The sequence below is a fragment of the Paenibacillus sp. FSL L8-0340 genome (assembly GCF_038593145.1).
GTDB lineage: Bacteria > Bacillota > Bacilli > Paenibacillales > Paenibacillaceae > Paenibacillus_AQ.
In genome coordinates this window covers 6,461,225-6,484,809 of sequence record NZ_CP151967.1, presented here as the reverse complement: position 1 = coordinate 6,484,809, position 23,585 = coordinate 6,461,225, and the positions used below count along the sequence as shown (strand labels likewise).

General features: G+C 50.8%; 18 protein-coding genes and 1 pseudogene. 13 read left to right on the top strand and 6 right to left on the bottom strand.

Annotation, left to right across the window (positions count from 1 at the left end):
* The first annotated feature begins 15 nt into the window (after positions 1–15).
* Genes NST07_RS29605 through NST07_RS29595 form a run of 3 tightly spaced genes read left to right on the top strand, consistent with a single transcriptional unit; the run spans position 16 to position 2,912 of the window.
* Positions 16–855: an enoyl-CoA hydratase/isomerase family protein gene (locus NST07_RS29605; RefSeq protein WP_341096350.1), complete on the top strand. Its 840-nt coding sequence runs from the start codon at positions 16–18 to the stop codon at positions 853–855.
* 4 nt (positions 856–859) lie between these two features.
* Positions 860–1,681: an enoyl-CoA hydratase/isomerase family protein gene (locus NST07_RS29600; RefSeq protein ID WP_342480676.1), complete on the top strand. Its 822-nt coding sequence runs from the start codon at positions 860–862 to the stop codon at positions 1,679–1,681.
* Between the two features lie 22 nt (positions 1,682–1,703).
* A complete protein-coding gene (locus NST07_RS29595; RefSeq protein ID WP_341096347.1) occupies positions 1,704–2,912 on the top strand; it encodes an L-serine ammonia-lyase, iron-sulfur-dependent, subunit alpha in 1,209 nt (402 codons plus the stop codon).
* 629 nt (positions 2,913–3,541) lie between these two features.
* Here NST07_RS29595 and NST07_RS29590 read toward each other — a convergent pair.
* Both NST07_RS29590 and NST07_RS29585 read right to left on the bottom strand, forming a co-directional pair.
* Positions 3,542–4,075 (bottom strand): IS630 family transposase, encoded by a 534-nt coding sequence (locus NST07_RS29590; protein ID WP_341097784.1) that lies wholly within the window; start codon positions 4,073–4,075, stop codon positions 3,542–3,544.
* Between the two features lie 133 nt (positions 4,076–4,208).
* Complete coding sequence (locus NST07_RS29585) at positions 4,209–4,532, bottom strand: helix-turn-helix domain-containing protein (RefSeq protein WP_341096346.1); 324 nt, start codon at positions 4,530–4,532, stop codon at positions 4,209–4,211.
* Between the two features lie 481 nt (positions 4,533–5,013).
* On the opposite strand from NST07_RS29585, the gene NST07_RS29580 reads away from it, so the two are divergent.
* Positions 5,014–5,253 (top strand): NifU family protein, encoded by a 240-nt coding sequence (locus tag NST07_RS29580; RefSeq protein ID WP_341096343.1) that lies wholly within the window; start codon positions 5,014–5,016, stop codon positions 5,251–5,253.
* A gap of 834 nt (positions 5,254–6,087) precedes the next feature.
* On the opposite strand, the gene NST07_RS29575 is transcribed toward NST07_RS29580, so the two are convergent.
* Positions 6,088–7,008 (bottom strand): aldo/keto reductase, encoded by a 921-nt coding sequence (locus NST07_RS29575; protein WP_342480675.1) that lies wholly within the window; start codon positions 7,006–7,008, stop codon positions 6,088–6,090.
* Positions 7,009–7,161: 153 nt separating this feature from the next.
* On the opposite strand from NST07_RS29575, the gene NST07_RS29570 reads away from it, so the two are divergent.
* Positions 7,162–7,542: a MerR family transcriptional regulator gene (locus NST07_RS29570; RefSeq protein ID WP_341096339.1), complete on the top strand. Its 381-nt coding sequence runs from the start codon at positions 7,162–7,164 to the stop codon at positions 7,540–7,542.
* A 198-nt stretch (positions 7,543–7,740) separates the two neighbouring features.
* Here NST07_RS29570 and NST07_RS29565 read toward each other — a convergent pair.
* Positions 7,741–8,109, bottom strand: a pseudogene (locus NST07_RS29565) (helix-turn-helix domain-containing protein); the annotation flags it as partial.
* 391 nt (positions 8,110–8,500) lie between these two features.
* Here NST07_RS29565 and NST07_RS29560 point away from each other — a divergent pair.
* The 3 genes from NST07_RS29560 to NST07_RS29550 all read left to right on the top strand — a co-directional run bounded on the left by NST07_RS29560 (position 8,501) and on the right by NST07_RS29550 (position 12,059).
* Positions 8,501–9,439, top strand: a complete 939-nt coding sequence (locus NST07_RS29560) for an ABC transporter permease subunit (protein ID WP_341097783.1) — start codon at positions 8,501–8,503, stop codon at positions 9,437–9,439.
* Positions 9,440–9,463: 24 nt separating this feature from the next.
* Positions 9,464–10,357 carry a carbohydrate ABC transporter permease gene (locus NST07_RS29555; protein WP_038596468.1) on the top strand — a complete coding sequence of 298 codons (894 nt, stop codon included), beginning with the start codon at positions 9,464–9,466 and terminating at the stop codon, positions 10,355–10,357.
* 103 nt (positions 10,358–10,460) lie between these two features.
* Complete coding sequence (locus NST07_RS29550; protein WP_341096337.1) at positions 10,461–12,059, top strand: extracellular solute-binding protein; 1,599 nt, start codon at positions 10,461–10,463, stop codon at positions 12,057–12,059.
* Between the two features lie 190 nt (positions 12,060–12,249).
* Here NST07_RS29550 and NST07_RS29545 read toward each other — a convergent pair whose 3' ends face one another.
* Together NST07_RS29545 and NST07_RS29540 are read right to left on the bottom strand one after the other, a co-directional pair.
* Entirely contained in the window at positions 12,250–12,852 is a 603-nt protein-coding gene (locus NST07_RS29545) for a class I SAM-dependent methyltransferase (protein ID WP_341096335.1), read from the bottom strand.
* Positions 12,853–13,047: 195 nt separating this feature from the next.
* On the bottom strand, positions 13,048–15,279 hold the full coding sequence (locus tag NST07_RS29540) for a helix-turn-helix transcriptional regulator (RefSeq protein WP_341379797.1): 2,232 nt from the start codon (positions 15,277–15,279) through the stop codon (positions 13,048–13,050).
* A 358-nt stretch (positions 15,280–15,637) separates the two neighbouring features.
* On the opposite strand from NST07_RS29540, the gene NST07_RS29535 reads away from it, so the two are divergent.
* The 5 genes from NST07_RS29535 (at position 15,638) to NST07_RS29515 (ending at position 23,522) form a co-directional block, all read left to right on the top strand.
* On the top strand, positions 15,638–17,947 hold the full coding sequence (locus NST07_RS29535) for an FAD-dependent oxidoreductase (RefSeq protein ID WP_342480674.1): 2,310 nt from the start codon (positions 15,638–15,640) through the stop codon (positions 17,945–17,947).
* 117 nt (positions 17,948–18,064) lie between these two features.
* On the top strand, positions 18,065–19,867 hold the full coding sequence (locus NST07_RS29530; protein ID WP_342480673.1) for a sensor histidine kinase: 1,803 nt from the start codon (positions 18,065–18,067) through the stop codon (positions 19,865–19,867).
* Entirely contained in the window at positions 19,845–21,365 is a 1,521-nt protein-coding gene (locus tag NST07_RS29525) for a response regulator (protein WP_341379794.1), read from the top strand. Before NST07_RS29530 ends, NST07_RS29525 begins: the two co-directional genes overlap by 23 nt.
* Positions 21,366–21,759: 394 nt before the next feature.
* Positions 21,760–22,668 (top strand): ABC transporter permease subunit, encoded by a 909-nt coding sequence (locus NST07_RS29520; RefSeq protein WP_231578518.1) that lies wholly within the window; start codon positions 21,760–21,762, stop codon positions 22,666–22,668.
* On the top strand, positions 22,662–23,522 hold the full coding sequence (locus NST07_RS29515) for a carbohydrate ABC transporter permease (protein WP_038596454.1): 861 nt from the start codon (positions 22,662–22,664) through the stop codon (positions 23,520–23,522). Before NST07_RS29520 ends, NST07_RS29515 begins: the two co-directional genes overlap by 7 nt.
* Positions 23,523–23,585: the final 63 nt, after the last annotated feature.

The window sequence follows — 23,585 nt, the reverse complement described above, 5'->3', positions numbered from 1 at the left end:
TTAGGAGGAATTAAGATGACAGAGAGACGTATGATTGGACCCACTAAATTTGAAGAGTACTCGGAGAAATACAAGGAATTCCTGTTAATGACCCGCCGTGACGGAATCATTGAAGTGCGTCTGCACACCGACGGAGGTTCGTACAAGCACAATTGGGAAGCTCATACCGCCTGGTCTCATGCCTGGTCAGATATTGGCCGTGACCCTGAGAACGAAGTCATGATTATTTCGGGAACTGGGGATAAATGGTTGATTGGCGACCCTGAGGTCTGGAATACGAAATTCATGGATTGGCCGAAGCAAAAGAAGCTCGAACAGTATCATGAATCACTGAGACTGCTTGAAAATCTGATCTTCTGCATTGACATCCCGACCATCGGGGCGGTCAACGGGCCGGGAACGCACTGTGAACTCGCAACGCTCTGTGATATTACCATTTGTACAGAAGACGCTGACTTTTTCGATCCGCATTATCTGGGAGGCACGCCTCCGGGAGATGGAATGCTGCTCACACTGCAGAGCATGATCGGTTTCAAAAAAGCAGCCTATTACGCCTACACCGGCAAGAATATCAATGGTCAGACCGCCTTGGATCTGGGTATTGTCAGTGAAGTGCTGCCCCGCGAAAAGCTTCTTCCACGCGCTTGGGAGCTCGCGGAGATGATCATGCAGGCACCGCGTTCAACGAGACATCTGTCTCACTCCATTATCTCCCGGCCATGGAAGCAAGCTCTGGTCGCCGATCAGGGATTCCAGCTTGCCCACCAAATGTACGACATGGCCATTGATGAAGAAGGAGCGCTGGAGCGGCTGAAGAAAATGCAAGGACGCCTGATGGGCAACGATGTTCAATAGAAAGATGACGGGACCTACTCGGCTCGAAGAATACTCGGAGAAGTACAAGGACTTATTCCTCATGACCCGCTGCGGCGGTATCCTCGAAGTGCGTATGCACACTGACGGGGGACCTATACAATTCGACTGGCCGGTCCAAGCGGCATATGGTCATGTATGGTCCGATATTGGCCGTGATCCTGAGAATGAGGTCATGATCCTTACAGGGACAGGAGAGCTGTGGCAGACAGGCAATCCTGAAGTCTGGACAACCAAATTCATGGATTGGCCGAATCGCCGGAAGCTGGAAATGTACCATGAGTCACTCAGAATGATTGAAAATATGATCTATTGCATGGACATCCCCACGATTGGGGCGATCAATGGCACAGGCGCACACTGGCAGTTGGGGACGCTCTGCGATATTACCATTTGTGCGGAAGACACAGCATTCTTCGATGCCCATTATCTGGGCGGTGTTCCGCCTGGAGATGGAATCGTCCTGGCACTTCAAAAGATACTGGGAATCAAGAAAGCGGCATTTTATGCATACACGGGCATGAACATTAATGCTCAAACGGCATTAGAGCTCGGTCTGGTCAGTGAGGTGCTGCCTTATGAACAGCTTCTTCCACGGGCATGGGAGCTGGCAGAGATGATCATGCAGGCACCCCGCTCTACAAGACATCTTGCTCATTCGATTGTATCGCATCCGTGGAAAGAAGCCCTTGCCAATGATCAAGGCTTCCAGCTTACTCACCAATTGTATGACATGGCCATTGATGAAGAGGGAATTCATGAGCGGCTGATGAAGATCAAGGAACGTTTTCAGAGGAGTGGGCAATAGCCGGAAAGGATGTATGGGTGCTATGAGATCGTTGACTGAACTCTATAAGATTGGCAGTGGACCGTCCAGCTCCCATACCATGGGGCCGGAGAAAGCGGCCAGAATCTTCAAGTCAGAAAATGAAGATGCAGACCAATTTAAGGCGTTGATTTATGGTTCCCTTGCCAAAACAGGTAAAGGCCATATGACGGACAAAGCTATTATTAGAGCACTGTCACCCGTTAGGGCGGAGGTTCAATTTGTTCCGCAGGCAGATTTTGTTCTGCCCCATCCCAATACCATGGACTTGTTCGCTTACAAAGGCGGGCGGCAAACCGCATCCATGCGTGCTGTCAGTATCGGCGGCGGGGATATCGTGATTGAGGGGCGGGAGGAGACGCATGGGCCTGATGTTTACCCGGAGAACAGCTTTGCAGAGATCAGTACCTTTTGTAAAGCGAATCATATCCGGCTAAGCGATTACGTCGAGCAGCGTGAAGGCAAACAGATCTGGGAATTCCTCCAAGGAATCTGGGAAGCGATGAAGTATTCGATCGACGAAGGGCTGTCCGTCACAGGTATTCTGGAAGGCGGTCTTAATGTCGAACGCAAGGCGAAATATCTCTATCATCAGGGGCATGTGGATGAGAGCCCGGAGACACGGGAGAACCGGATCGTCAGCGCATACGCTTTCGCCGTCAACGAACAGAATGCCGCCGCCGGCACAGTCGTAACGGCTCCGACCTGCGGAGCCAGCGGTGTTGTCCCTGCCTCGCTTCGTTATATGCAGGGGAAGATGCAGGTCCCGGACGAACAGATTCTCAGGGCTCTGGCCGTCGGAGGGCTCATGGGCAATCTGGTCAAGCAGAACGCCTCCATCAGCGGCGCTCAGTGCGGCTGCCAGGCGGAGGTTGGCACGGCTTGCTCGATGGCATCAGCTGCACTGGCTGAACTGTCTGGTATGGAGATCGATCAGATTGAGTATGCGGCGGAGGTTTCCATGGAGCACCACTTGGGATTAACCTGTGATCCGATTAACGGACTGGTTCAGATTCCTTGCATCGAGCGGAATGCTGTCGGTGCGATGCGGGCGATCAATGCGCTGAGTCTGGCCAAATTCTTGTCTGGTACCCGTAAGATATCCTTTGATTTGGTTGTACAGACCATGTATGAGACAGGCCTGGATATGAACAGTAGTTACCGCGAAACTTCAGAGGGCGGGCTCGCTAAGCTCTATAAAATGGACAGCTAAATGATGCGATGATGGGGCATTAATTCCATACTTATGTAATGAGATTGAAGAACATCCCTAACTGGTGGTTGGCAGAAGGGATGTTCTTTTGTGCGATTGACACCGCATCGTGCTAACGGGTGAAAATCCCAAGTATACCGCGGATGGCTAACGTATCGGCTGCGTGTGTGAACATGGCCTTAACTATGTTCAGACAACCGACCCTGGTCTTTATAAATTTCAGAATATCTCGTTCAGTTAACCCATAGATGATGTGAAACCTAAAAAAACGGATTGTCTCATGACCACCCGTTTTTTTAGGTTAGGTATAGATATATAAGTTTATTGCATAGTCAGATTTTTGGTAATGACGATGCCGATAACTTTCCCATTCTTTATACTGAATTGAATCCAGTACTGATTATCTGTTGAGTGTTGAAGCTATGCATCTTTTGAGCGTATAAACTACTCATCACTTGAAGAAGGAACAGCGTCAGGGTAAGCCTCATTTATTTCCGCAGTAGTGCTTCCAATGTGAATCCCCCGAGGCGTACTTCCTTCAAAGCCACCGATAACATTGATTTGCCAAATTGAGGTTCCAAAATCAATGGTGCCCCCATGATCCTTAAAAATCTAGTACTGCGTATCGCCTAAATTTCAGGGTATAATCTGTTGAGCCTGATCCGAGCATCTTTTGTTGTGAATTGCCAATTAACGGTCGAACGTGCAGTGTTCCGGTCGGATTGCCAAGCCGCTACGCGTGAGATCATTTCTTCTTTGGTGGCCACATAATCGGAAAGCGCCTGTCGGCTCAACACGCCTATCTCAATTTCAGCCATGTTCAGCCAGCTTCCATGCTTCGGCGTATGATGGATTTCCAGTTTGTCCGCTAATCGTTTTGCCTCGGCTGGCTCAAACGCTTCGTATAACGAGCCGATGCTATGCGTGTTGAGGTTGTCCATAACCAAGACGATCTGCTCGGCTTCCGGATAGTGGGTGTCTACAAGTTCCTTGATGCAAGCTGCAAAATCAACACGCGCCCGATGATCACTAACACGTACATGACGCTTTGCTTCCTGCGGCGCGAACATCATAAACAGGTTGACAACACCGTTGCGTTTGTATTCGTAATCGATACGCTTCGGCTCGCCTGGCTTGGCCGGAAAGGAAGGCCTCGTTTCCATTGTGAGCTGGCGGTTCGTTCATCCAAACAAATCAAGGGCCGCTTGGGGTCATAGGGACGTTGGTAAACATCCAGTACATCCTCCATGCGTGCCACGAACTCGCCGGAAGCTTCCGGGATACACCACTGTTTCTTCAGCCACGGTTTAAGTTTGTTTTTTTCATCATACGTTGTATCGTCATGGGCGAAATTTCATCTACAATTTCCAGTTTAACCATGCGATCGGGGAGCAGTCGAACCGACCATCTGCTGTACCCTTCGGATGGCTCACTACAGGCAATGGCGACCAGTTTCGCCTCGGTCTCACCATCAAACTTGATCTTGCGATTGGCTTGTTTTTCAAGCTCCAATGCCGTTTCGAAGCCTTTTTCGACCAGCCGTTTTCGCAAATTTCGGACGGTGCTTTCACTTGTATGATAGGCTTCTGCAATTCGGGTATCTGGCCACGCTGGTCCCAACTCGTCTTCATCGGCTTTCAGTACATATGAGCGTGCTTGATTTTATATCCGACAACTTTACCTTTTTTAATCAGTTGTTCTAATTGCTCACGCTCTTCTTGGCTCAATTCAACGACCCATCTTTTTTCCATTTCCAGTTCCTCAAATCCTTTTTATTGGATTTATCGGCTGGCGAGTCTTTCACTATTAATTCCTGAAGAGAAGTACGAGGTGTTAGTAATGAAGAAAAATAATTCGGACAATTCAGAACTAGCTCAAATTACCCGAGAGATACGGAAACTTCAATTCTACTTCAATATGCTGTCAGGATTGAGCGCAAGTTGTGGTGTGATGATACCTTTAGACTCTATTTATACGCTTATAAGGGAACTTTCGGATCAAGAGGCCATTCTTAGGCAAAAAGCAAAGGATCAGTCAGACTATCTAGGGTGAAAAAAGGCTTGAATTGACTGTTGGTAAAACAATGAGAGGAGCTGGAATAATGGAGGGGAATGGAATTTTATTCGATGAAGTATCGGAAGTGCTTCTCAAACTACGTCCTTTCTTACTGCGTGACGGTGGAGATGCTGAATTAGTCGAGGTTGAGAACGGTATAGCCAAATTAAGATTTTTGGGAGCTTGCAACGGTTGCCCAAGTGCTACGATTACGTTAAAGGCTGCTATTGAGCGCGCAATTCTTGAGGAAATCGATGATATTAAAGAAGTTGTACAAGTATTCTAAATTCATTTTAACAGAAACATAGAAGGTGTCGTCGAAAGGAACTCTTCATGGGTTCCTTTTTCAATAATCATACCGTTCTTCATCATAAGGATGACATCCGCAGAATTTTATAGCCGATGAGCAATAGTACTCATTATTTTGATTGCCCTCATAATACTATCACCTGATCTGCGTATATACACTCCAGCTATTTACAAAGTGGCCGATGGAGAATATAAGGGCAGGGACAACAAAGAGATAAGAGTGCAGCCAATATGCCAGAAGGACAAAATACAACATTGGGAAGAGGGCCATGGGTATTGGGATAGGACCTAAGGGTTTAAACAATAATGAAAACTCCCGGCCGCCCCCAAAAAAGCGAATCCAGCATAGGTAGTAAATTATGAGGCAGATCCCCATTAGAAGTGTTATATAGTCTATAGGTTGCTCTGCAATCTTTCGCCCATAGAGGATAGGCAGAACAAAACAAGTGATTTGGCCAATCCGTTCGAATACCGTAAAGAGAATAGAGGTAGAGGTTAATTTGGGAATGGATCGTGGTGCAAAGCGTAATAATAGAAGGTTTGGCAACAAAATCAGAAGCGATATCAGAAACCCCTTATAGTGTAACCCCATCTGCAAGCTCCGTTCTACTTATCCTTTAGAAATAAAATATCCCAGTGTATGAAAAAGGTCAATCAGATTATGTACACTCTTGATCCGCATGATAATTTCAGAAAGGTTGTTAGTTGTTAATACCAAAAAGTACTCCGGTAACCTTAAGCGGCTTCTGAAGTACTCTTTGTTTGATTTACAGATGTTCTTAAGCTATGGCTGGTCCAGAAATAGGACAAGTTAAGGAAGCTTGTTGCCCGCTGCACGATAAATCTCGTACCATTCCTGACGGGTCAGCGTGATATCCGACGCTTTGGCAATATCAAGCAGACGCTGGGTATTAGTCGTGCCCACGATGGGCTGCATGTTGGCCGGATGTCTGAGCAGCCAGGCAATCGCGATGGCGGTGTCGGCAACCTCTTTTTCAGCGGCCAGGCGGCCAATAACTTCATTTAATTCAGGGAACTTCTCGTTGCCCAGGAATACGCCCTCAAAGAAGCCGTATTGGAACGGTGACCAAGGCTGGATGGTCATATCATGCAGGCGGCTGTACTCCAGAATGCCTCCATCATGTACAACCGAACCGGTGTTGGTCATGTTGACGTTGAAGCCGGCATCAATCATGCCTGAGACCATAATGCTAAGCTGCAGCTGATTGAAGAGCAGCGGCTGTTTGACATTTTTTTTGAGCAGCTCGATTTGCAGCGGGTTCAGGTTGCTGACACCGAAGTGCTTAACCATGCCCTTTTGCTCCAGGAGATCAAAGGCTTCAGCCACTTCCTCCGGCTCCATCAGCGTGTCGGGGCGGTGCAGCAGGAGCACGTCTACATAATCGGTTTTCAGACGCTTCAGGCTGTTCTCCACCGACTGGACAATATGCTCCTTGGAGAAGTCGAAAAAGCCTTGGCGGATTCCGCATTTCGTCTGGATCATCAGCTGATCACGCATGCCCGGGCTGGCGGCAAGTACGCCGCCGAATACTTCTTCAGCTTTACCGGCTGCATAAATATCCGCATGATCAAAAAAGTCTATTCCGGCCTCCAGCGCACTGTGAATATGCACGTCCGCGTCTTGCGGAGACAGATCGGCAAGACGCATGCAGCCTAAAGAAATCTGGGCGACCTCAAGCTGGCTGTTGCCTGCTTTAATTTTTTTTACCATTGTTTGCTCACTCCTCAAATGTAAGGTTCCTAGTAAAGTGTAGACCTTAGAGTTAACTGTAAGTCAATAGATTTTTAAAGCGCTTTTAATAGAACGCGAATGGTGTTACTTTAGAGATGGAACCAAAGCCAAAGGCGGAAGGGAGCTGTTATCATGGGATACAGCATCAAAACCATATCACAAAAAAGCGGTCTGAGCCAATATACGTTACGTTATTACGAAAGAGAGGGCGTACTGCCCGTGGTTGCCAGGGATGAGAACGGAAACCGTTGTTTTCACGATGAGGATCTGGAGCTGATTTCGTTAATTTGCTGCCTGAAGGATACCGGGATGCCGATAGCAGATATCAAACAGTTTATCTTGTTATCCAAGGAAGGAATCAGCACACTATCCGAGCAGCGGAAATTGCTGCAGGCTCATAAGCTGCATATTGATGAGAAGATTAAGTTTTTCCAGACCTTTGCGCAAAAGATAGATCATAAAATTGCTTATTTTTCCTCGCTTGAGGAGGAGGCTAAGGCGGATTGCAAGTAATCTTACAGAGGTAGTCAGCGTCAGCGATGGCTGCGTATTAAGGGATGAGGAGATATACCCATTCGGGTGGGGGATCGGCATCTAAAGTTCAACCTATAGAGAGATCCATAGCCACTATCCGTTAGCTACGGATAGTGGCTTGTTTGCTTGCTGCGGCTATCCACATGGATACCCGCCCATCCGCAGCAGTGCATTTCATCAGGAGAAGCGCTGGCGGTATTGCCGGGGAGAGATCCCTCCCAGCTTCATGAAGCTAGAGCTGAAATAGGGAGCCTGGTTGAAGCCGACTTCTTCAGCAATCCGTGCGATGGGGAAGCTGGTCTGCATCAGCAGCAGCTTGCTCTGTTCAATGCGGTAGCGGAGCAGGTATTCCATTGGAGAGCAGCCGTACTCCCTGTTCATACAGCGGGCAATATAGACCGGATGAAAATTCAGGCTGTCTCCCAGCATGCCCGTCGTGATCTCCTCGCGGTAATGGGCACGCAGATAAGAGGCGGCTTGCTCGGCGCAAGCGGTGGTCAACGAGACGGTCTGCTCCCGGTGCATGGAGGCGGAGAGCTGCTGCAAGCTGCTTAAGACACGGCTCCCCCCGGTTCTATCTTCAATCCGAAGAAGAGCCGGGGGTTATTTGTGTGCTCACGAAGCTGCCGGAAAGGTCCAAATTCTCACGATTCTGCACAAAAGTCCGAAATGTACACTGCACGGTTAGCAACATAATGCAGGAATACCCTCAAGCTGCACTGTTCGCCGGAAGGGGGGGCTCCTATACTTGGGTCATACATTGGACGGAGCCGCTGAGCGCAGCAGGAGTGTCCAAGCGGAGGCGGGAAATCGGGCGCCGCTGCAACTTATATATAGGTATAGGAGAGTGAAGGCTTTGAGACAGCGCAAACGCAAGAATCGAATGCCGCTAGCCATTGAACTTCCCTTAAAGGGAACGGGTCAGCTGTCATCACAGATGGGGGCCGGCATGAAAAAGAAGAAAAAAGGATTTCTGCATGAGCTAATCCATAACCGTGTTCTTTTTCTGATGCTGCTTCCGACACTGCTGTTTTTTCTGGTGAATTCGTATTTTCCGATGGTCGGAGTTTATTATGCGTTCACTCAATTTGATTTCAATTCCGGACTGTTCGATGCACCGTTCGTGGGCCTCAAAAACTTTGAGTTTCTCTGGAAATCCGGGACATTGGTGAAGCTTACGCTCAATACGATCGGTTACAATCTGGCGTTTATCCTGCTGGGCAACATGCTGGCGATTGTCTGTGCCATTCTGCTCAGCGAGCTGCGCGTCAAATGGTTCAAGAAGCTTACCCAGTCGATCATGTTCCTGCCGTACTTTGTCTCCTTCGTGATCCTGAGCGTTATCGTCTACAATGTATTCAATTATGATAACGGTTTCTTGAATACCCTGCTTGCCCAGTTCGGAGCCGGTCCAGTGGATGTCTACAATAAACCGGTCGTCTGGATCTTCCTCATCATCTTGTTCTATCTCTGGAAAAACCTTGGCTATAGCATGGTAATCTATCTCGCGGCCATTACGGGGATCAGCGATGAGTACTATGAAGCGGCCAAAATTGACGGAGCGCATATTTTCCAGCGGATCTGGTATATCACGGTGCCCATGCTGAAATCGACCTTTGTTGTGCTGCTGCTGTTCTCGCTGGGCAGCATTATGAAAGGGCAGTTTGACCTCTTTTATCAGCTGATCGGTAACAATGGCGTGCTCTACAATACCACGGACATTCTGGATACGTATGTATTCCGGTCACTCAAGGTTACCTTTGATATCGGAATGGCGACTTCTGCGGGGCTGTACCAATCCCTGTTCGGCTTTATCCTGATCATGACGGTGAACTACATTATCCGCAGAATCAATGATGACTACGCGTTGTTCTAAAAGGTGCAATAGGAGGAAAAGAGCATGCATATCAAAGATGACCATTATACAAGGATGCTGCAGGGGCTGGCTTACACCGTAATCATATTAGGTTCACTGGCCTGCCTTATTCCATTCCTGCTGATTATTTCGGCTTCCTTGACTGCCAATGATTCTATCATTAAGGATGGGTATCATTTTATACCGGCGCAATTCTCGCTGGAAGGCTACAAGACGGTGTTCACGTTCCCGGATGAGGTGCTGCGGGCTTATGGTGTTACGCTGTTTACGACGGTGACGGGTACGGTGCTGGGGCTGTTTTTTATGACGATGGCCGGGTATGTGCTGGCACGTAAAGACTTCAAATACCGCAATACGTTTTCCTTCTACATCTATTTCACAACCTTGTTCGGCGGGGGGCTGGTGCCTTGGTACATCATGATGACCAAATATCTGCATCTGACCGATTCGTATGGTGCGCTGATTTTTCCGGGGCTGATGACCCCGTTCCTGATTATTCTGATGAAGAACTTTATCCGCTCGGCCGTTCCTGAGGAACTGTTCGAATCCGCCAAAATTGATGGGGCCGGTGATTTCAAAATCTACTGGCGGATCGTGCTCCAGCTGTCGATGCCCGGCATTGCCACGGTAGGCCTGTTTCTTGCCCTGGCTTATTGGAATGACTGGTTCTCGTCTTCGCTGTTCATCAATGATCCGCATAAATATCAGCTGCAGTTCCATCTGTACAATGTAATCAACTCAGCGGCATTCATTGCTAATATGGGCGCTGGTACGGGTGTCAGCCTGGGAGCCGACCTGCCCACCGAGTCGACCAAGATGGCGATGGCGATTGTCGTTACCGGACCTATTCTGTTTCTGTATCCGTTCATCCAGCGTTATTTTGTAAAAGGCTTGACGATCGGGGCTGTAAAAGGTTAGAACCGTATGGTGGAGCATGCCATTACGGTGTGCCTGTTATCCGGCTAACATAGCGTCATATTCTGATAGATGTGCTGACAAACAAACTTTAGGAGGGTTCATCATGAAAAAGAAAGCAGGCAGAAGATCACTGGTAACGCTTACGACAGCTGCGCTGGCTCTTTCGCTGCTCGCGGGATGCGGCGGCAATAACAGCAGCAACAATAGTGCAAGCAGCGAAACAGACGGTAATGCAGGCACAGCCGTGAAAACAGACAGCAGCACGGCAGCCCCGGCAGATACCGGAATCGACACTTCGAAGAAGGTGGAGCTGCAGTTCTATATGCTTGGGGATGCCCCTAAGGATCTGCCGGTGATTCAAGAGGAAATTAACAAGATGGCTCAGGAAGAACTGAATGCTACCGTTAAATTCAACTATACGAGCTGGACGGATTGGGACCAGAAATATAAGCTGCTGCTGTCTTCCGGCCAGGCGATTGATCTGATTTTTACAGCGGACTGGACGCAGTACCAATCCTATGCGAAACGCGGCGCGTTCCTGGCCATTGATGAATTGCTGCCAAAGGCGGCCCCGGAGCTGCAGAAATTTGTACCTGAGTCCATGTGGGAAGATGTGAAGGTGGATGGTAAAATCTATACGGTTCCTGCAACTTATAAAGAGTATGTGACCAACGGTTTCGTATGGCGGGAGGATCTGCGCAAGAAATACAATCTTCCACAGCCTACCGATATGGCCAGCTATGAGGCCTATATGGACGGTATTGCCAAAAACGAGCCGGATATGATGCCTATGTCCCTCAACAGCGATATCGGCAATAATCTGCACTACATTTATACTGAGCTGAACAAAATGGTTGGAGCGCTGCCTTATGGTATGGGTGTGAAGTATGAATCTCCTGCTACCGTATACACCTACTGGGGTTCCGATGAGCAAAAAGAAGAGCTGAAAACGATGAAACGCTGGGCAGAAAAAGGCTTCATTCCTAAAAACGTGCTGAACATCAAAGACACGATGCAGGACCCGGTCACCTCCGGCAAAGCGGCCAGCATGTTCGGGGATAACCCGACACGCTATAATGACATGAAGATGAAGATCAGTACGACGCATCCCGATTGGGAGCTGGGCTATTATCCGTTCGGGAAAACCACAGGTTATGCTACACCGGTACATCCGATACACAATGGTTTTGCCATTCCCAAGAACAGCAAAAATCCGGAAAGAGCACTCGCTTTCTATCAGAAGCTGGTCCTGGACAAACGGTATAACCAGTTGACGGAATACGGTATTGAAGGCAAGAATTACACCGTGGAAGACGGCTACTACAAACTGGTCGGCACGAGCCAATCTAATGGCTTCTCCCGTGAGGGGATGAACGGCTGGGCGTGGAGAAATCCGGAATTCATGCTGTTCGACAAAGGTTTTGATGGTGTGAAGGCTATCTTCGAAGAACTGGACAAAATTCAGAAGCCAGACCTGTTCCTGGGCTTTGCAGAAGACTATTCCTCGTATCAGGCGGAAAAAGCGGCACTGGAGCAAGTGGAGAAGCAATACCTCTTCCCGCTGGAGGCAGGCCTTGTGGATGATATTGATAAAGGGCTGGAAACCTTTATGCAGAAGGCTAAGCAAGCCGGGCTGGAGAAGATTCAGGCCGAATGGACGAAGCAGTGGAACGCTTATGTGGCGGAGAAAGGGATTAAGTAGTGCAGAGATGCCCCGAAAGCCTATGGCTGGCGGGGCTTTTTGCTGCGCTTTGCTCAGGGGGAAGGGCATTTTGGTGCTGGGCAGCTGCGTGGAATGTTTGGACTTTCGGCCGCTGGCGCTCCTACAGTTCCAAACTTCCCCTCCGCTGCTTTCACCTTGAGGAGAGTAGAAGAGGCGGCCACTACCGGGACTATCTCGGGCTCGCCCAAATCAGATGAACCATGTTAAGCCAGTAGCTTTCCACCTTATTGATTTTGAGACCCGACTCTTCGATCAGTCCTAAAATGTTTCTTGTATAGTGACAGCCATAAGCACGATATAATAGCGGATTAAGTGTTTTTTGGACAACAGACACCGCAGGGTTAGAGCTGATCCCATGCTCCATGAGAAGAATTTGCCCATTCGGTCTGCACCACCGGTTGATCTTATTCAACACCAGTAATGGATTATCATAACTGCAGAAGGATAACGTAGAAACAATGGTGTCGAATGAATGATCGGAGAAGCTCATTTCTTCAATATCCGAACAAATAAAAGTACCCTCAATATGGTGATGTTGTGCCGCCCGTTTGGCTTTCTCTAGCATCGCCTCACTAAAGTCAGTTGCGGTAACCTTTATGTCTGGAGGATAAAACGGGAAATTCGCACCTGCCCCCACGGCAAGCTCAAGCACCTCGCCCTTCGCATGACTTAAAAGCTGTTGGCGCCAACGTTTTTGTTGCGGATCTTCTCTTTTGTTATCATATTGGTTTGCCTGCTTATCAAAAATACGTATTAGCTTCTGCTTCTCCACCGATCTCCCACCTTGCAATTGAACTTGGAACTTTCCCTGTTAAAGTCTATTTCGCCAAAAGGCTCACGTTACCTTTTTTTGTAACTGATCTGCCCTTACTTCAATAAAGAGGCTTGCAGAACGCTTTCTTTTTGCGCAAAAAGAAACAGGGGCATCCCAGCAGCCATTTCATGGCTTTTGAGGCAGCCCCTGTTTTCACGCGTTTTTGGAACGCCGGTAATCGGTGGGGGTGGTGCCGAAGCTGCGCTTGAACATCCGGTGCAGGTAGGAGCTGCTGGTAAAGCCGCAGCGCTCGGCGATGATAGTTACCGGAAGATCGGTACTCTCCAGCAGGCTGCATACTTCACGCATGCGCACCTCCAGAATGGTGTCCACGATGCTGGACATGGTCTGCTGCTTGTATAGCCGGCTGATATAGATCGGGGACATATCAAGTTCGTCCGCGATCTGGTTCAGGCTAAGGTTCGGCTCCATATAATTCTCGTTTATTTTCTGATTAATCATGAGGATCAGATCATGCTGCTTGGAGCTTTTTTTCTCAGCGAGCTGCTCCCGCATTTCACTGAACAGCACGAAGAAGGCTTCTTCCAGTTCAGCAACGGTTTCTACGGAATCCAGAGCGGGCAGCCCTGATGTCCCGTCACATTGTAAACGGTTACGTTTTTGGACGGTACTGATGATTTCTTTGATCGTCACACTGAGCCTGGACAATGCTAATTGCACGGTATGGAACGGATAAGATTCCGCTTCACGGAGGATGGCGCTGAAATGCTCCTGGGCGTCCTCCACTTTGCCGCTCATCAGAGCGTCGATAAGTTTCTTTTCCTTCTCGGTAGGATAGTGGTAGGTATTGGCCTGCAGACTGCTAACGGCCTGGGCGCTGATGATGCAGCCATGCCCGTAGAACAGACGATGATTTGAAGCTTCCCGGACCTGCTTATACAGCTGATGCAGCTGCAGGGCATTCCGGTCAATATGGCTGTAGGTAAGGGTGAGGCTCACTTTCAGATAATCCGAGCAGGCCTGCTGAATCTGCCGCAGCAGCGTCTCGATCAGTCCTGTATCGGTGTATTCTACCGGATCAATGATATTCAGCAGCACCAGTATGCCGTCATCATTCATATCTACGGTCTCGACACGGTAAGTCTGGCCGCAGATTTCCGAAGCGATGTTCATAATGGCAAATTTGTAGGCCAGCAAATAAGAGGATCTGGCTTCCCTGAATTCATTATAGTTGTCAATCCGCAGCAGGATGAGGCGGTAATCGTCATTGAACGTAAAGTGAATGCCAAGCTGCCTCAGCTTCTCCACCTGCTGCATGGATTGCAGCGGCTTTAACCCCAGCACCAGATCGCGCACCGTATTTTGTCTAATCATAAACATGCTGTCACGTTTTTCGCTTTCGAGAATATTCATCTCGCTGACGATCCGGTGAATGGGCAGGTACAGCCTTTTGGACATGATCCAGGACAGCCCGATGCCTCCCACCAGAATAATGACGGCAATGAGCAGGGTAGCGTTCCGGATGTTGTCGGTCTGCTCGGTGATGATGTCATACGGTGTGATCCGCACATACTGCCAGCTTAAAGCATCCGGGGCGGTATAAGAAATCAGTGAATTCACTCCTGCAAATTTGCCGATAAAATAACCTGCGGAGTCGCCCTTGACCTTCTGGTCGATCCAGCGGGTTTCCTCCGGGGAAAGCTCCTGCTGCTCCAGGCTGTTGCTGGACAGGAAGGCGCCATGGTCTGCCAGGATAAAGGTTGAGCTTTTGGAATCTATAGAACTGGTAATCTCTTTGTTGATCCAGGGCGCGGAGATGTTCACAATCACTGCTGAATTAATCGCCCGGTCCCAACCGATGGCATCAAAGCATAGAAAGGTATAGGCCCGGACCTGATCGTCCTCCTCGGCACCATTGGAATAGACCCGCGGAATCGGCATAAACGGCTTGTATTCCTCATAGTGGTTCAGGATGTCCAGAATGTTCTTATCCACCAGTTCCTGTTCGGTAAAAACACCGTTTTGTCCGCTGGAGGAGGCAATATAGAGTTTTTCGCTTTTCGGATTATAGACATAAATGGATTCAATGTATGGCATCGAACTTAAGTAATTACCAAGCTCGGACATTGCGGCCGTGACGTCGTAAATATCCGGCTTGTCGTAAAGTACAATTTTGGAGACGGTGCTGTTACGGTAGATTTGAAAGGAAAGCGATTGTGCAGCATCGTTCATGTTTACAACCTCTCTGCTTGTTTTGGTGAGGTCGCTAAGGTCGGAGCGGAAGGCCTGCGTCTTTTCGACGCCAATATAGTAGTTGTAATAAATGATCGTGGAGACGAGGAAGGTTAAGGACACACATAACGTCATACTGACTAATATTTTGCTGTACAGTGCTCTTTTGTTGCCAATCTTATTCAGTCTCATTGACATCCCCCTGACTTCATTGTCTGTACTGGCGATATAAGCCCTCTCTATATTGTTCACAGTATAATTATAAACTTCACCCTATGAACAGAACAGTAGAGCAAGATTACAATAGTGAACAGGATGAATTGCCAGGGAGTGAACAAATCCAATATCTGTGTACAAAAGCTACTATATACGCATGATCTATTGAAAGTGAACTCCACCAGTTATGTGCATGGGATCAGACAGATTTGTTGATATTTCTTTCATTCCGCTGGCAGTACAATACGTTGTATATACCGTTAATCAACAATTTAGGGATTAAACTGCCTGAAGGCAAGGCAGTGCCTGACTACGGATGGAGGAAATAAAGATCATGAGTGCACACAAGCAGGAGAGTTATGATGTGGTCGTCTGCGGGGGCGGGCTGGCGGGAGTCTGTGCCGCCATCGCCGCAGCCAGGCAGGGGGCCAGCACCTGCCTGATTCAAGACCGGCCGGTACTGGGCGGCAACAGCTCCTCGGAAATCCGGGTGACTCCACATGGTGCGGCGCAATTTCACGCGTATGCCCGGGAAACAGGTATTATCTCTGAACTGCTGATCGAAGAGCGTGCCGCCAATCATGAACCTATACGGGAAAACGGCTGGACGAACAGTGTATGGGATATGGCCCTCTATGATATGGCTATCCGCACTCCGAATCTGACGGTGCATCTGAATTCGACGGTTACGGCGGTGGAGAAGCATGAAACGCGGCGGCTCTCGGCGGTTAAGGTGCGGGTAGCGAATGCAGATACGATGATGACCATACAGGGCAAGGTATTCATCGACTGCACAGGCGACGCCGTGGTTGCTGACCAGGCAGGCTGCGAATGGCGCTGGGGCTCGGAGAGCCGGGAGGAGTTCGGGGAGCCGCATGCACCGCTTGCCGCCAGTACGGATACGATGGGCAGCTCGATCCATTTTAAGGCCAAAGATATGGGCCGGGAGGTTCCTTTTCGGGCACCGGATTGGGCAGTCCGGTATGACGACCCGGCTTATTTCTATGAACAGGGAAGACATTTCTATGATTTGGATGCAGGTTATTGGTGGATTGAAATCGGGGTGCCCTGGAATACGGTGTACGACAATGAACAGATCCGGCATGAATTAACCCGCCATGTGCTGGGCATCTGGGATTGGATCAAGAATAAGGACCCGCTGCTGAGAGAGAAGGCGGCCAATTATGCGCTGGACTGGGTGGGGCAGGTGCCGGGGAAAAGAGAAAGCCGCAGGGTAATGGGGCGTTATCTATTGACCGAGCATGACCCGGCAGGCCGTACGGTATTCGCGGATGAGATCGCCTACGGCGGCTGGTTCATCGACCTGCACAGTGCCGGAGGTTTGCTTGCGGCGACGGCTGAGCCCTCCAGTGCAGAAGGCTACACGGAGACAAGCGATTATGCGGTTCAGAGCTACTGCGGACCGTATGGCCTGCCGCTGCGGATGCTGATCGCGAAGGATATGGATAATCTGCTGATGGCGGGACGCAACATCAGCGCTACGCACGCGGCGCTTGGCACAGTGCGTGTGATGGGGACGACCGCGCTGCTGGGGCAGGCCGCCGGAACGGCGGCGGCTGTCGCCCTGAAGCGCGGAACCGAGGTGTGCGGACTGGAGGCGGAAGGCGTCCGCGAGGTGCAGCAGTCGCTGCTGCGCCAAGGCTGTTTTCTGCCGAACTGCCGTGGCGCAGACCCCGGGGACCTTGCCCGGGCGGCGGATATCCGGGCCAGCAGCGAGGCCCGGGTCTTCGGGGCAGGACCGGAGAGCAGGGACGGCTTCGGCGGTTTCAGCGCGGCCAGGCCCGCACCGCCGCAGGGCGGAGAGCCGTTGTCCAGCCTGCGCGGGCAGTGGATTGCCATCGGCAGACCGGAGATCAGCAAGCTGTCCGTCTGCCTCAGCAATGACTCCGGCATAGAGCAGACGGTTAAAGCAGCGCTGCTGCCGGTGGATTCGATCTGGGACTACAGCTGCGGTGTCGGTGAACCGCTGGCGAGCGGAACGCTCAAGGTTCCGCCCGGGCAAATGCAGTGGGTAGCCTGGGAGGTGGGGCTGGGTCCGCAGGATGGGCTGTCCGCCGGGCAATACATCCGGCTGGAGCTGGCAGAGAATCCGCAGGTGGAATGGCATATGGCCGGGATGGTCATTCCGGGCCATACCTCGGCTTATGAGATGGGGCCGTCCAGAATGCGCCGCTACCGGGATGGGGGGACGTTAAGCTTCCGCATTGATCCACCGCAGCCGTGTTACAGTCCAGCCAACGTCACCACAGGGATAACCCGTCCCTATGACTATACGAATGTGTGGCGTTCCGATCCGTCAGAGCCGCTGCCGCAATGGCTGGAGCTGCAGTGGGGAGAGGTGCAGTGGATCGAAACAGTAGAGCTGACGTTTCCCGGCCATCTATTCCGCGAGTATCATTTGTATGAGCCGTTCTATCGTGATCCGCAGTGTCCCAAAGACTACTGCATTGAGATTTGGATTGCAGGGAACTGGCAGCCGGCGGTCACCGTTTATGACAACTATCAATGCCGCCGCCAGCATGTTCTGCCGGAAATGGTCAAGACAGATCGATTGCGCATAACAGTTCAGTCCACGAACGGTGATCCCAGCGCTGCGATTGCCGAGATCCGCTGCTACGCCTGATCATACATGCTCCAGCACCGAACGCCGGCAGAAGCATATTGCTTTTGGGCAAGCTGTGCTAAAATTTGTGGTATCAAGCAGTAAATATCCAACGGATAGCCGGAAGGAGAGAGGGGTATGGGCAGAAGATTAAGCTGGTTGTGGCCTGCAAGCTTAAAAAACCGCTTGTTTATCTCTATTCTGCTGTTCGTGCTCATTCCCTCTGCATTCCTGCAGACCCGCAGCATTACGAAGCTGGAGACGATGATGAAGGACAATATCTCCCAGCAAAATACGGCTCAGCTTGCCTTCCTCAAGAATAACATCGAAAGCCTGAAATTCGGCGTGCTCGGTGCGATGCTGCAGCTCGAGCGTGATCCTAATCTGAAGGCCCGGCTGGGCAAGAGCGGACAGGAGAGCGGGGAAGACCGCAAGCTGCAGATTGAGAACACGCTGTTGCTGGTGAAGCAAAGGCTGATGAATGCGGTGGTTCCCGTTCATATTACGCTGCTCGACAAGCAGGGGCAGGTATATAACACGCTGGAGGAGGGCTTGACGGTCTTGCCGGTCCGCGGGAGTGAGATCTTGCAGCAGCCTGGATTTTCTGCACTGGTAAGCTCTTCCGAGTCTTACCTATGGACTGTCCACGAACCGGATTATCTGTTGTCAAGCGCACTGCCGGGTACACAATTGTTCTCCCTGTTTGCCAAGCTGCAGGATACGGGCGGCGGAACCTTCGCTTACCTGCGTATTAGTCTCGACATGAAAACCTGGCTGAACTCCATCACCAACGGGTTCCAGGTGAAGCAGACGTACTACCTGCTGGATGGGAAAGGGCAGCCTATTCTGATGGAGCGCAATGACCGCATCGCCCAGCAGCTGCATGGGATGCTGGCGGCGTTCAAGCAGGATTCCGCCCGTTATTTTACCGATCCGAACGGCCTGTTCATCTATAACGGCATTTATCTGCCCAATATGGATTGGTATCTCATCAACCGCTTTCCACTGGAAGCGCTCTCCGGCAACATTGAGGCGATGAAGCGGCAGGTGATGGTGTCGCTTTTGGTCACAGGAGCCATCTTTGTCCTGATCATGTATGCCATCGTGTCGTCCACCGTCCGTCCGCTGCACAATTTGCAGAAAAAAATGAGCGAACTCGTCGACAAAAATTTGAATGTCAGCATTCCCGAACGTAAATATAGAGGTGAGCTGCTGAGTCTGGCCCGCGCCTTCAATCTGATGACCGGCGATATCCGGAAGCTTATAGAGCGGCTGCGCATGGAGGAACGGCAAAAGGAGGCGATCCGCTTCCAGATGCTGATGTCACAGATGAATCCGCACTTTTTGCTGAACACGCTGAATACAATCAAGTGGAATGCCCGGGGCCACGGTGACACCGGCACCTCGGAGATCTGCCAGAATCTTGGGAAGCTGCTGGAGTCAGGACTGAACAGTGATGCCGATCTGGTCTTCCTAAAAGAAGAAATAGAGTTGATCCGGGCCTATGTCTATATCCAGTCCTTCCGCTATGATCACCGGTTCACTGTCGATTACCGGATCGGCGAGGGGCTGGAGTATGCGCTGATTCCCAAATTCAGCCTTCAGCCGCTAGTGGAGAATGCAATCTATCACGGTCTGGTGCACATGAAGGATGGTGGAAAGATCACCATTCTGATAATCGGCACGGGTGACAGGCTGCGGGTGGAGATCGGGGACAACGGGCAGGGGCTGGAGCAGGGGGCCGCTGCCTCGGGTAAGAGACGGCGTAAGGGCATCGGACTCAGCAACCTCAGAGAACGGATTCTGCTGCTGTATAAAGGCCGGGGGGAGCTGCTTCTCCTCCCGTTGCCGCAGGGAACAGTTGCTGTATTGGATATTCCGCTGCTGAATTCATCGCCTTATGAAGAGGGGGATCACCATGTGGAAAATACTCTTGGTTGAGGATGAGCCGTTCGTCCGCCGCTCGATCCGCCAGGCGATACGATGGGAGGAGCATGGGTTCACCATTGCCGGTGAAGCATCGCACGGGCAGGAGGCGCTGGAGATGATGGCAGAGCATCAACCAGACATTGTGGTATCAGATATATTTATGCCCTACATGGATGGCCTGGAGCTGCTGCAGGCCGCACGCGCCAAGGGTTTCGAAGGCTCATTCATCATGCTAACCTGCGCAGGAGAATTTGAATACGCCAGGCTGGCGCTGGAGCACGGCGCTTCCGGCTATATCCTCAAGCTGTCCATGAGTGATGAGGAACTGCTGCAGGCGCTTAATAAGGCCAAGGCCGGGCTGGTGAAGCAAGCAGAGCAGCAGGACCGCTTGCAATGGCAGTCCTTCCACGAATATGCCGATTGCCTGTGGCGGGAAATGTACGGCAAAGAGCTGTACCCTTACGAGGCGGGCAAACTGGAGGGATTCCGCCGGCTGCTGGAGGCTTCGCCTGGACTGCTGCTGGTTTCGGTATTGAACGGTTCCCGCCCGCTGCATGTTGAGGAGCTTCAGCATCTGCTGCCTCCAGGGGCTGGTGAAGCTGTGCGCAGCTGCCGGTTTAATCATATGGGGCAGACGACGTTTTTTGTCTGGCCCGGAGAAGCGGCTCGCGGTGCAACACCGCAGCTCCGTGGACCCGTTCTTGAGACGGCGTATGAGGGGCTCCCCGTCATCTGCCGATCCATAACATCTGCCTCCGGGTTGAAGGCCGGCTGGCTGCTGAATTTATCCATGCTGGACCGCCACTATTATGGCAGTGTCCCCCTTGCTCATTTTCCGCACGACCTGCCCGGGCTTACCCCTGAATCGTTATCCGTTCCGTGGGAACAGGAGCACGAGGTGATCAGCTGTTTTGAGCGCCTGGAGGTGAAGGAATGCTCCGGCAAGCTTGAGCAGCTCTGGGCCTTCATGCAGACAGCCAACATGCCGATGGCGTCTGTGAAAGAGACGGCGGAACGTCTGGACAAACTGTTTGCACGGATTAGCGGAAAGAACGCGGAACCGCCTGGACCGCTGCTTGATGCTGAGCGCCACTCCGGCCTGCTGGAGCAGATGGACCGGCGGATGCGTGCATACGCCAAGGGTCTCAGCAGGGTGCGTCTGCCGGAGACAGACCATCCCGAGATCAATGCAATGATCCGCTATCTGCTGCAGCACTATGACCAGGACATCTCGCTGCAGGCAATGGCCCATTACGTCAAGATGGATGAGAATTATTTGAGCGGGCTGTTCAAGAAAAAAACCGGGCAGACCTTTATTAACTATTTGCAGCATATCCGGGTGAATGAAGCAAAGTTCTATCTGGAGCAGACCGGGCTCACGGTGGCTGAAATCGGAGAGCGTGTCGGTTTCGCCAACCCCAGCTACTTTTTCAAAATCTTTAAACGCTGGACCGGACTGACGCCCAATGAACACAGGCTGCAGCGAAAGGGTCAGGAAGCCAATTCATAGATCCCGGCGGAGTGTCCCGAAATCCGGGTAGACCTTTCTCAGCTCCCGCTGCTTCACTCATGCCAACTCGAAAAAACGAACCCGTCCTCCGCTTTATTACGGAATACGGGATCGTTTTTTTGTTCAAAGATAATTTATATGTTTCACGCTATAAATTATCCTTCTATTTCTCGCTGAAGCGGATACCATCCTTTTGAGGACGGCAAAGCCGTTTCCACTTGTTTCCCGCTTGCAGGCCCAATCTTAAAATCGTGCACTGAATCGCTGAGATATGAAGATTACGCCAGTCCGCAGCCATCCGCTATGCTATAAGCAGGCCAAAGAATTAGACGGAGAGGTTGAGTATATGGAACAATCTGTTGTCACTACAAGAAGAAAAGCGGGCAAGTGGTCCATGCGCCGCACATGGGCAGGAATTTGGGGAATGAAGACATTCTACCTGATGCTGCTTCCTTGCCTCATCTGGTATTTCATTTTTAAGTATCTGCCCATGTATGGTGTCGTCATTTCGTTCAAGGATTATAATTTTACAGACGGTATTCTGAACAGCCCTTGGGCTGACCCCTGGTATAAATATTTTAAAATGTTTTTTGATTCCCCATACTTCTCACAGCTGATGACCAATACGCTGCTGATCAGCCTCTACAAGCTGGTGTTTGGCATGCTGCCGTCGATTATCCTGGCGATTCTGATCCATGAATGCCGGATAACCTGGCTGAAACGCTGGGTTCAGACGCTAAGCTATATGCCTCATTTCCTGTCGTGGATTATCATCTACGGGATCTCGGTAGCTTTCTTTTCGGAAACGACCGGGCTGGTTAACCGCTGGATCACGGAAGGCGGAGGGTCGAGCATCCCTTTTCTGAACTCGACGGAATGGTTCCGCAGCATGCTCGTCTCAACAGAAATCTGGAAGGACCTCGGCTGGGGCGCGATCATCTACTTGGCGGCGATCAGCAGTATCGACCCGACGCTGTTTGAAGCGGCAAAGGTGGACGGAGCCAGCCGGCTGCGGATGATCTGGCATATTACACTGCCGGGGATCCGGGGGGTAATCATGCTGCTCCTGATTCTCAAGATTGGCAGCATCATGGATGCCGGCTTCGAGCAGATTTATGTCTTTTATCATCCGCGTGTATATGAGGTTGGCGATATTATCGACACCTGGGTGTACCGTACCGGACTGGAGCAGATGAATTTCAGCCTGGCAACAACAGTCGGACTGTTCAAATCCGTCATCGGCTTCGTGCTGGTGGTCGGTGCCAATAAACTGGCCAAAAGATGGGGGGGCGGAATATGGTAAGCGGAAAATCGGATAGAATCTTCAACACGCTGGTCTATATCCTGCTTGCGGCAGTGGCGGCACTTTCAATTTTTCCGCTGCTCTACGTGATTTCGATGTCACTGACCCCGTACAGCGAGGTTATTAAGAACGGGGGGTTCGTGGTCATTCCCCGAAACATATCCTTTGAGGCGTATCACCGGATTTTGACGGATCCCGCGCTTGGCCGATCCATGCTAATTACGGTGCTGGTGACTACGGCAGGCACCACCATTAATATGATTCTGACTACGCTGGCCGCTTATCCGCTCAGCCGGAGGAATTTGCCGGGACGTACGTTCTTTCTGCTCTTCATCGTCATTACGATGTTGTTTAACGGCGGTCTGATTCCTACCTATCTGGTTGTCCGTTCGCTGGGTATGCTGGATACGATTTGGTCACTCATTGTTCCGGGAGCGATTGCTACCTTTAATGTTTTGATTATGAAAAGCTTTTTCGAGAGCCTGCCGGAGGAACTGTTCGAATCGGCCCGGATGGACGGGGCCAAGGAGTTCCGGATCTTGTGGCAAATTGTGATCCCGCTCTCCATTCCGTCAATGATGACGGTCGGACTGTTCTATATGGTCGGCCATTGGAACTCCTTTTTCTCAGCCGTTCTGTACATTACCGATACCCATCTGCATCCGCTGCAGGTAGTGATCCGCAACATGCTGCTGCTCACCCAATCCAATGAGCTGCAGGCAGAAGTGACAGTGCCTACAGCGGCCATGCAAATGGCGGCCGTTATTGCCGGCAGTCTGCCGATTATCGTGGTGTACCCGTTCATACAGAAGCATTTCACCAAAGGCATGCTGCTGGGAGCCATTAAGGGATAAGGCGGAGCCCCGCAAGGGGTTCCAATTCATTCATAAGCTAGTGCAAGGATAAACTTCTTACAG

Excerpts from the sequence above, each read along its gene's own strand:
- NST07_RS29605 (WP_341096350.1), top strand. The coding sequence starts at position 16 with ATGACAGAGAGACGTATGATTGGACCCACTAAATTTGAAGAGTACTCG.
- NST07_RS29600 (WP_342480676.1), top strand. The coding sequence starts at position 860 with ATGACGGGACCTACTCGGCTCGAAGAATACTCGGAGAAGTACAAGGAC.
- NST07_RS29595 (WP_341096347.1), top strand. The coding sequence starts at position 1,704 with ATGAGATCGTTGACTGAACTCTATAAGATTGGCAGTGGACCGTCCAGC.
- NST07_RS29590 (WP_341097784.1), bottom strand. The coding sequence starts at position 4,075 with ATGGAAACGAGGCCTTCCTTTCCGGCCAAGCCAGGCGAGCCGAAGCGT.
- NST07_RS29580 (WP_341096343.1), top strand. The coding sequence starts at position 5,014 with ATGGAGGGGAATGGAATTTTATTCGATGAAGTATCGGAAGTGCTTCTC.
- NST07_RS29575 (WP_342480675.1), bottom strand. The coding sequence starts at position 7,008 with ATGGTAAAAAAAATTAAAGCAGGCAACAGCCAGCTTGAGGTCGCCCAG.
- NST07_RS29570 (WP_341096339.1), top strand. The coding sequence starts at position 7,162 with ATGGGATACAGCATCAAAACCATATCACAAAAAAGCGGTCTGAGCCAA.
- NST07_RS29560 (WP_341097783.1), top strand. The coding sequence starts at position 8,501 with ATGGGGGCCGGCATGAAAAAGAAGAAAAAAGGATTTCTGCATGAGCTA.
- NST07_RS29555 (WP_038596468.1), top strand. The coding sequence starts at position 9,464 with ATGCATATCAAAGATGACCATTATACAAGGATGCTGCAGGGGCTGGCT.
- NST07_RS29550 (WP_341096337.1), top strand. The coding sequence starts at position 10,461 with ATGAAAAAGAAAGCAGGCAGAAGATCACTGGTAACGCTTACGACAGCT.
- NST07_RS29540 (WP_341379797.1), bottom strand. The coding sequence starts at position 15,279 with ATGAGACTGAATAAGATTGGCAACAAAAGAGCACTGTACAGCAAAATA.
- NST07_RS29535 (WP_342480674.1), top strand. The coding sequence starts at position 15,638 with ATGAGTGCACACAAGCAGGAGAGTTATGATGTGGTCGTCTGCGGGGGC.
- NST07_RS29530 (WP_342480673.1), top strand. The coding sequence starts at position 18,065 with ATGGGCAGAAGATTAAGCTGGTTGTGGCCTGCAAGCTTAAAAAACCGC.
- NST07_RS29525 (WP_341379794.1), top strand. The coding sequence starts at position 19,845 with ATGTGGAAAATACTCTTGGTTGAGGATGAGCCGTTCGTCCGCCGCTCG.
- NST07_RS29520 (WP_231578518.1), top strand. The coding sequence starts at position 21,760 with ATGCGCCGCACATGGGCAGGAATTTGGGGAATGAAGACATTCTACCTG.
- NST07_RS29515 (WP_038596454.1), top strand. The coding sequence starts at position 22,662 with ATGGTAAGCGGAAAATCGGATAGAATCTTCAACACGCTGGTCTATATC.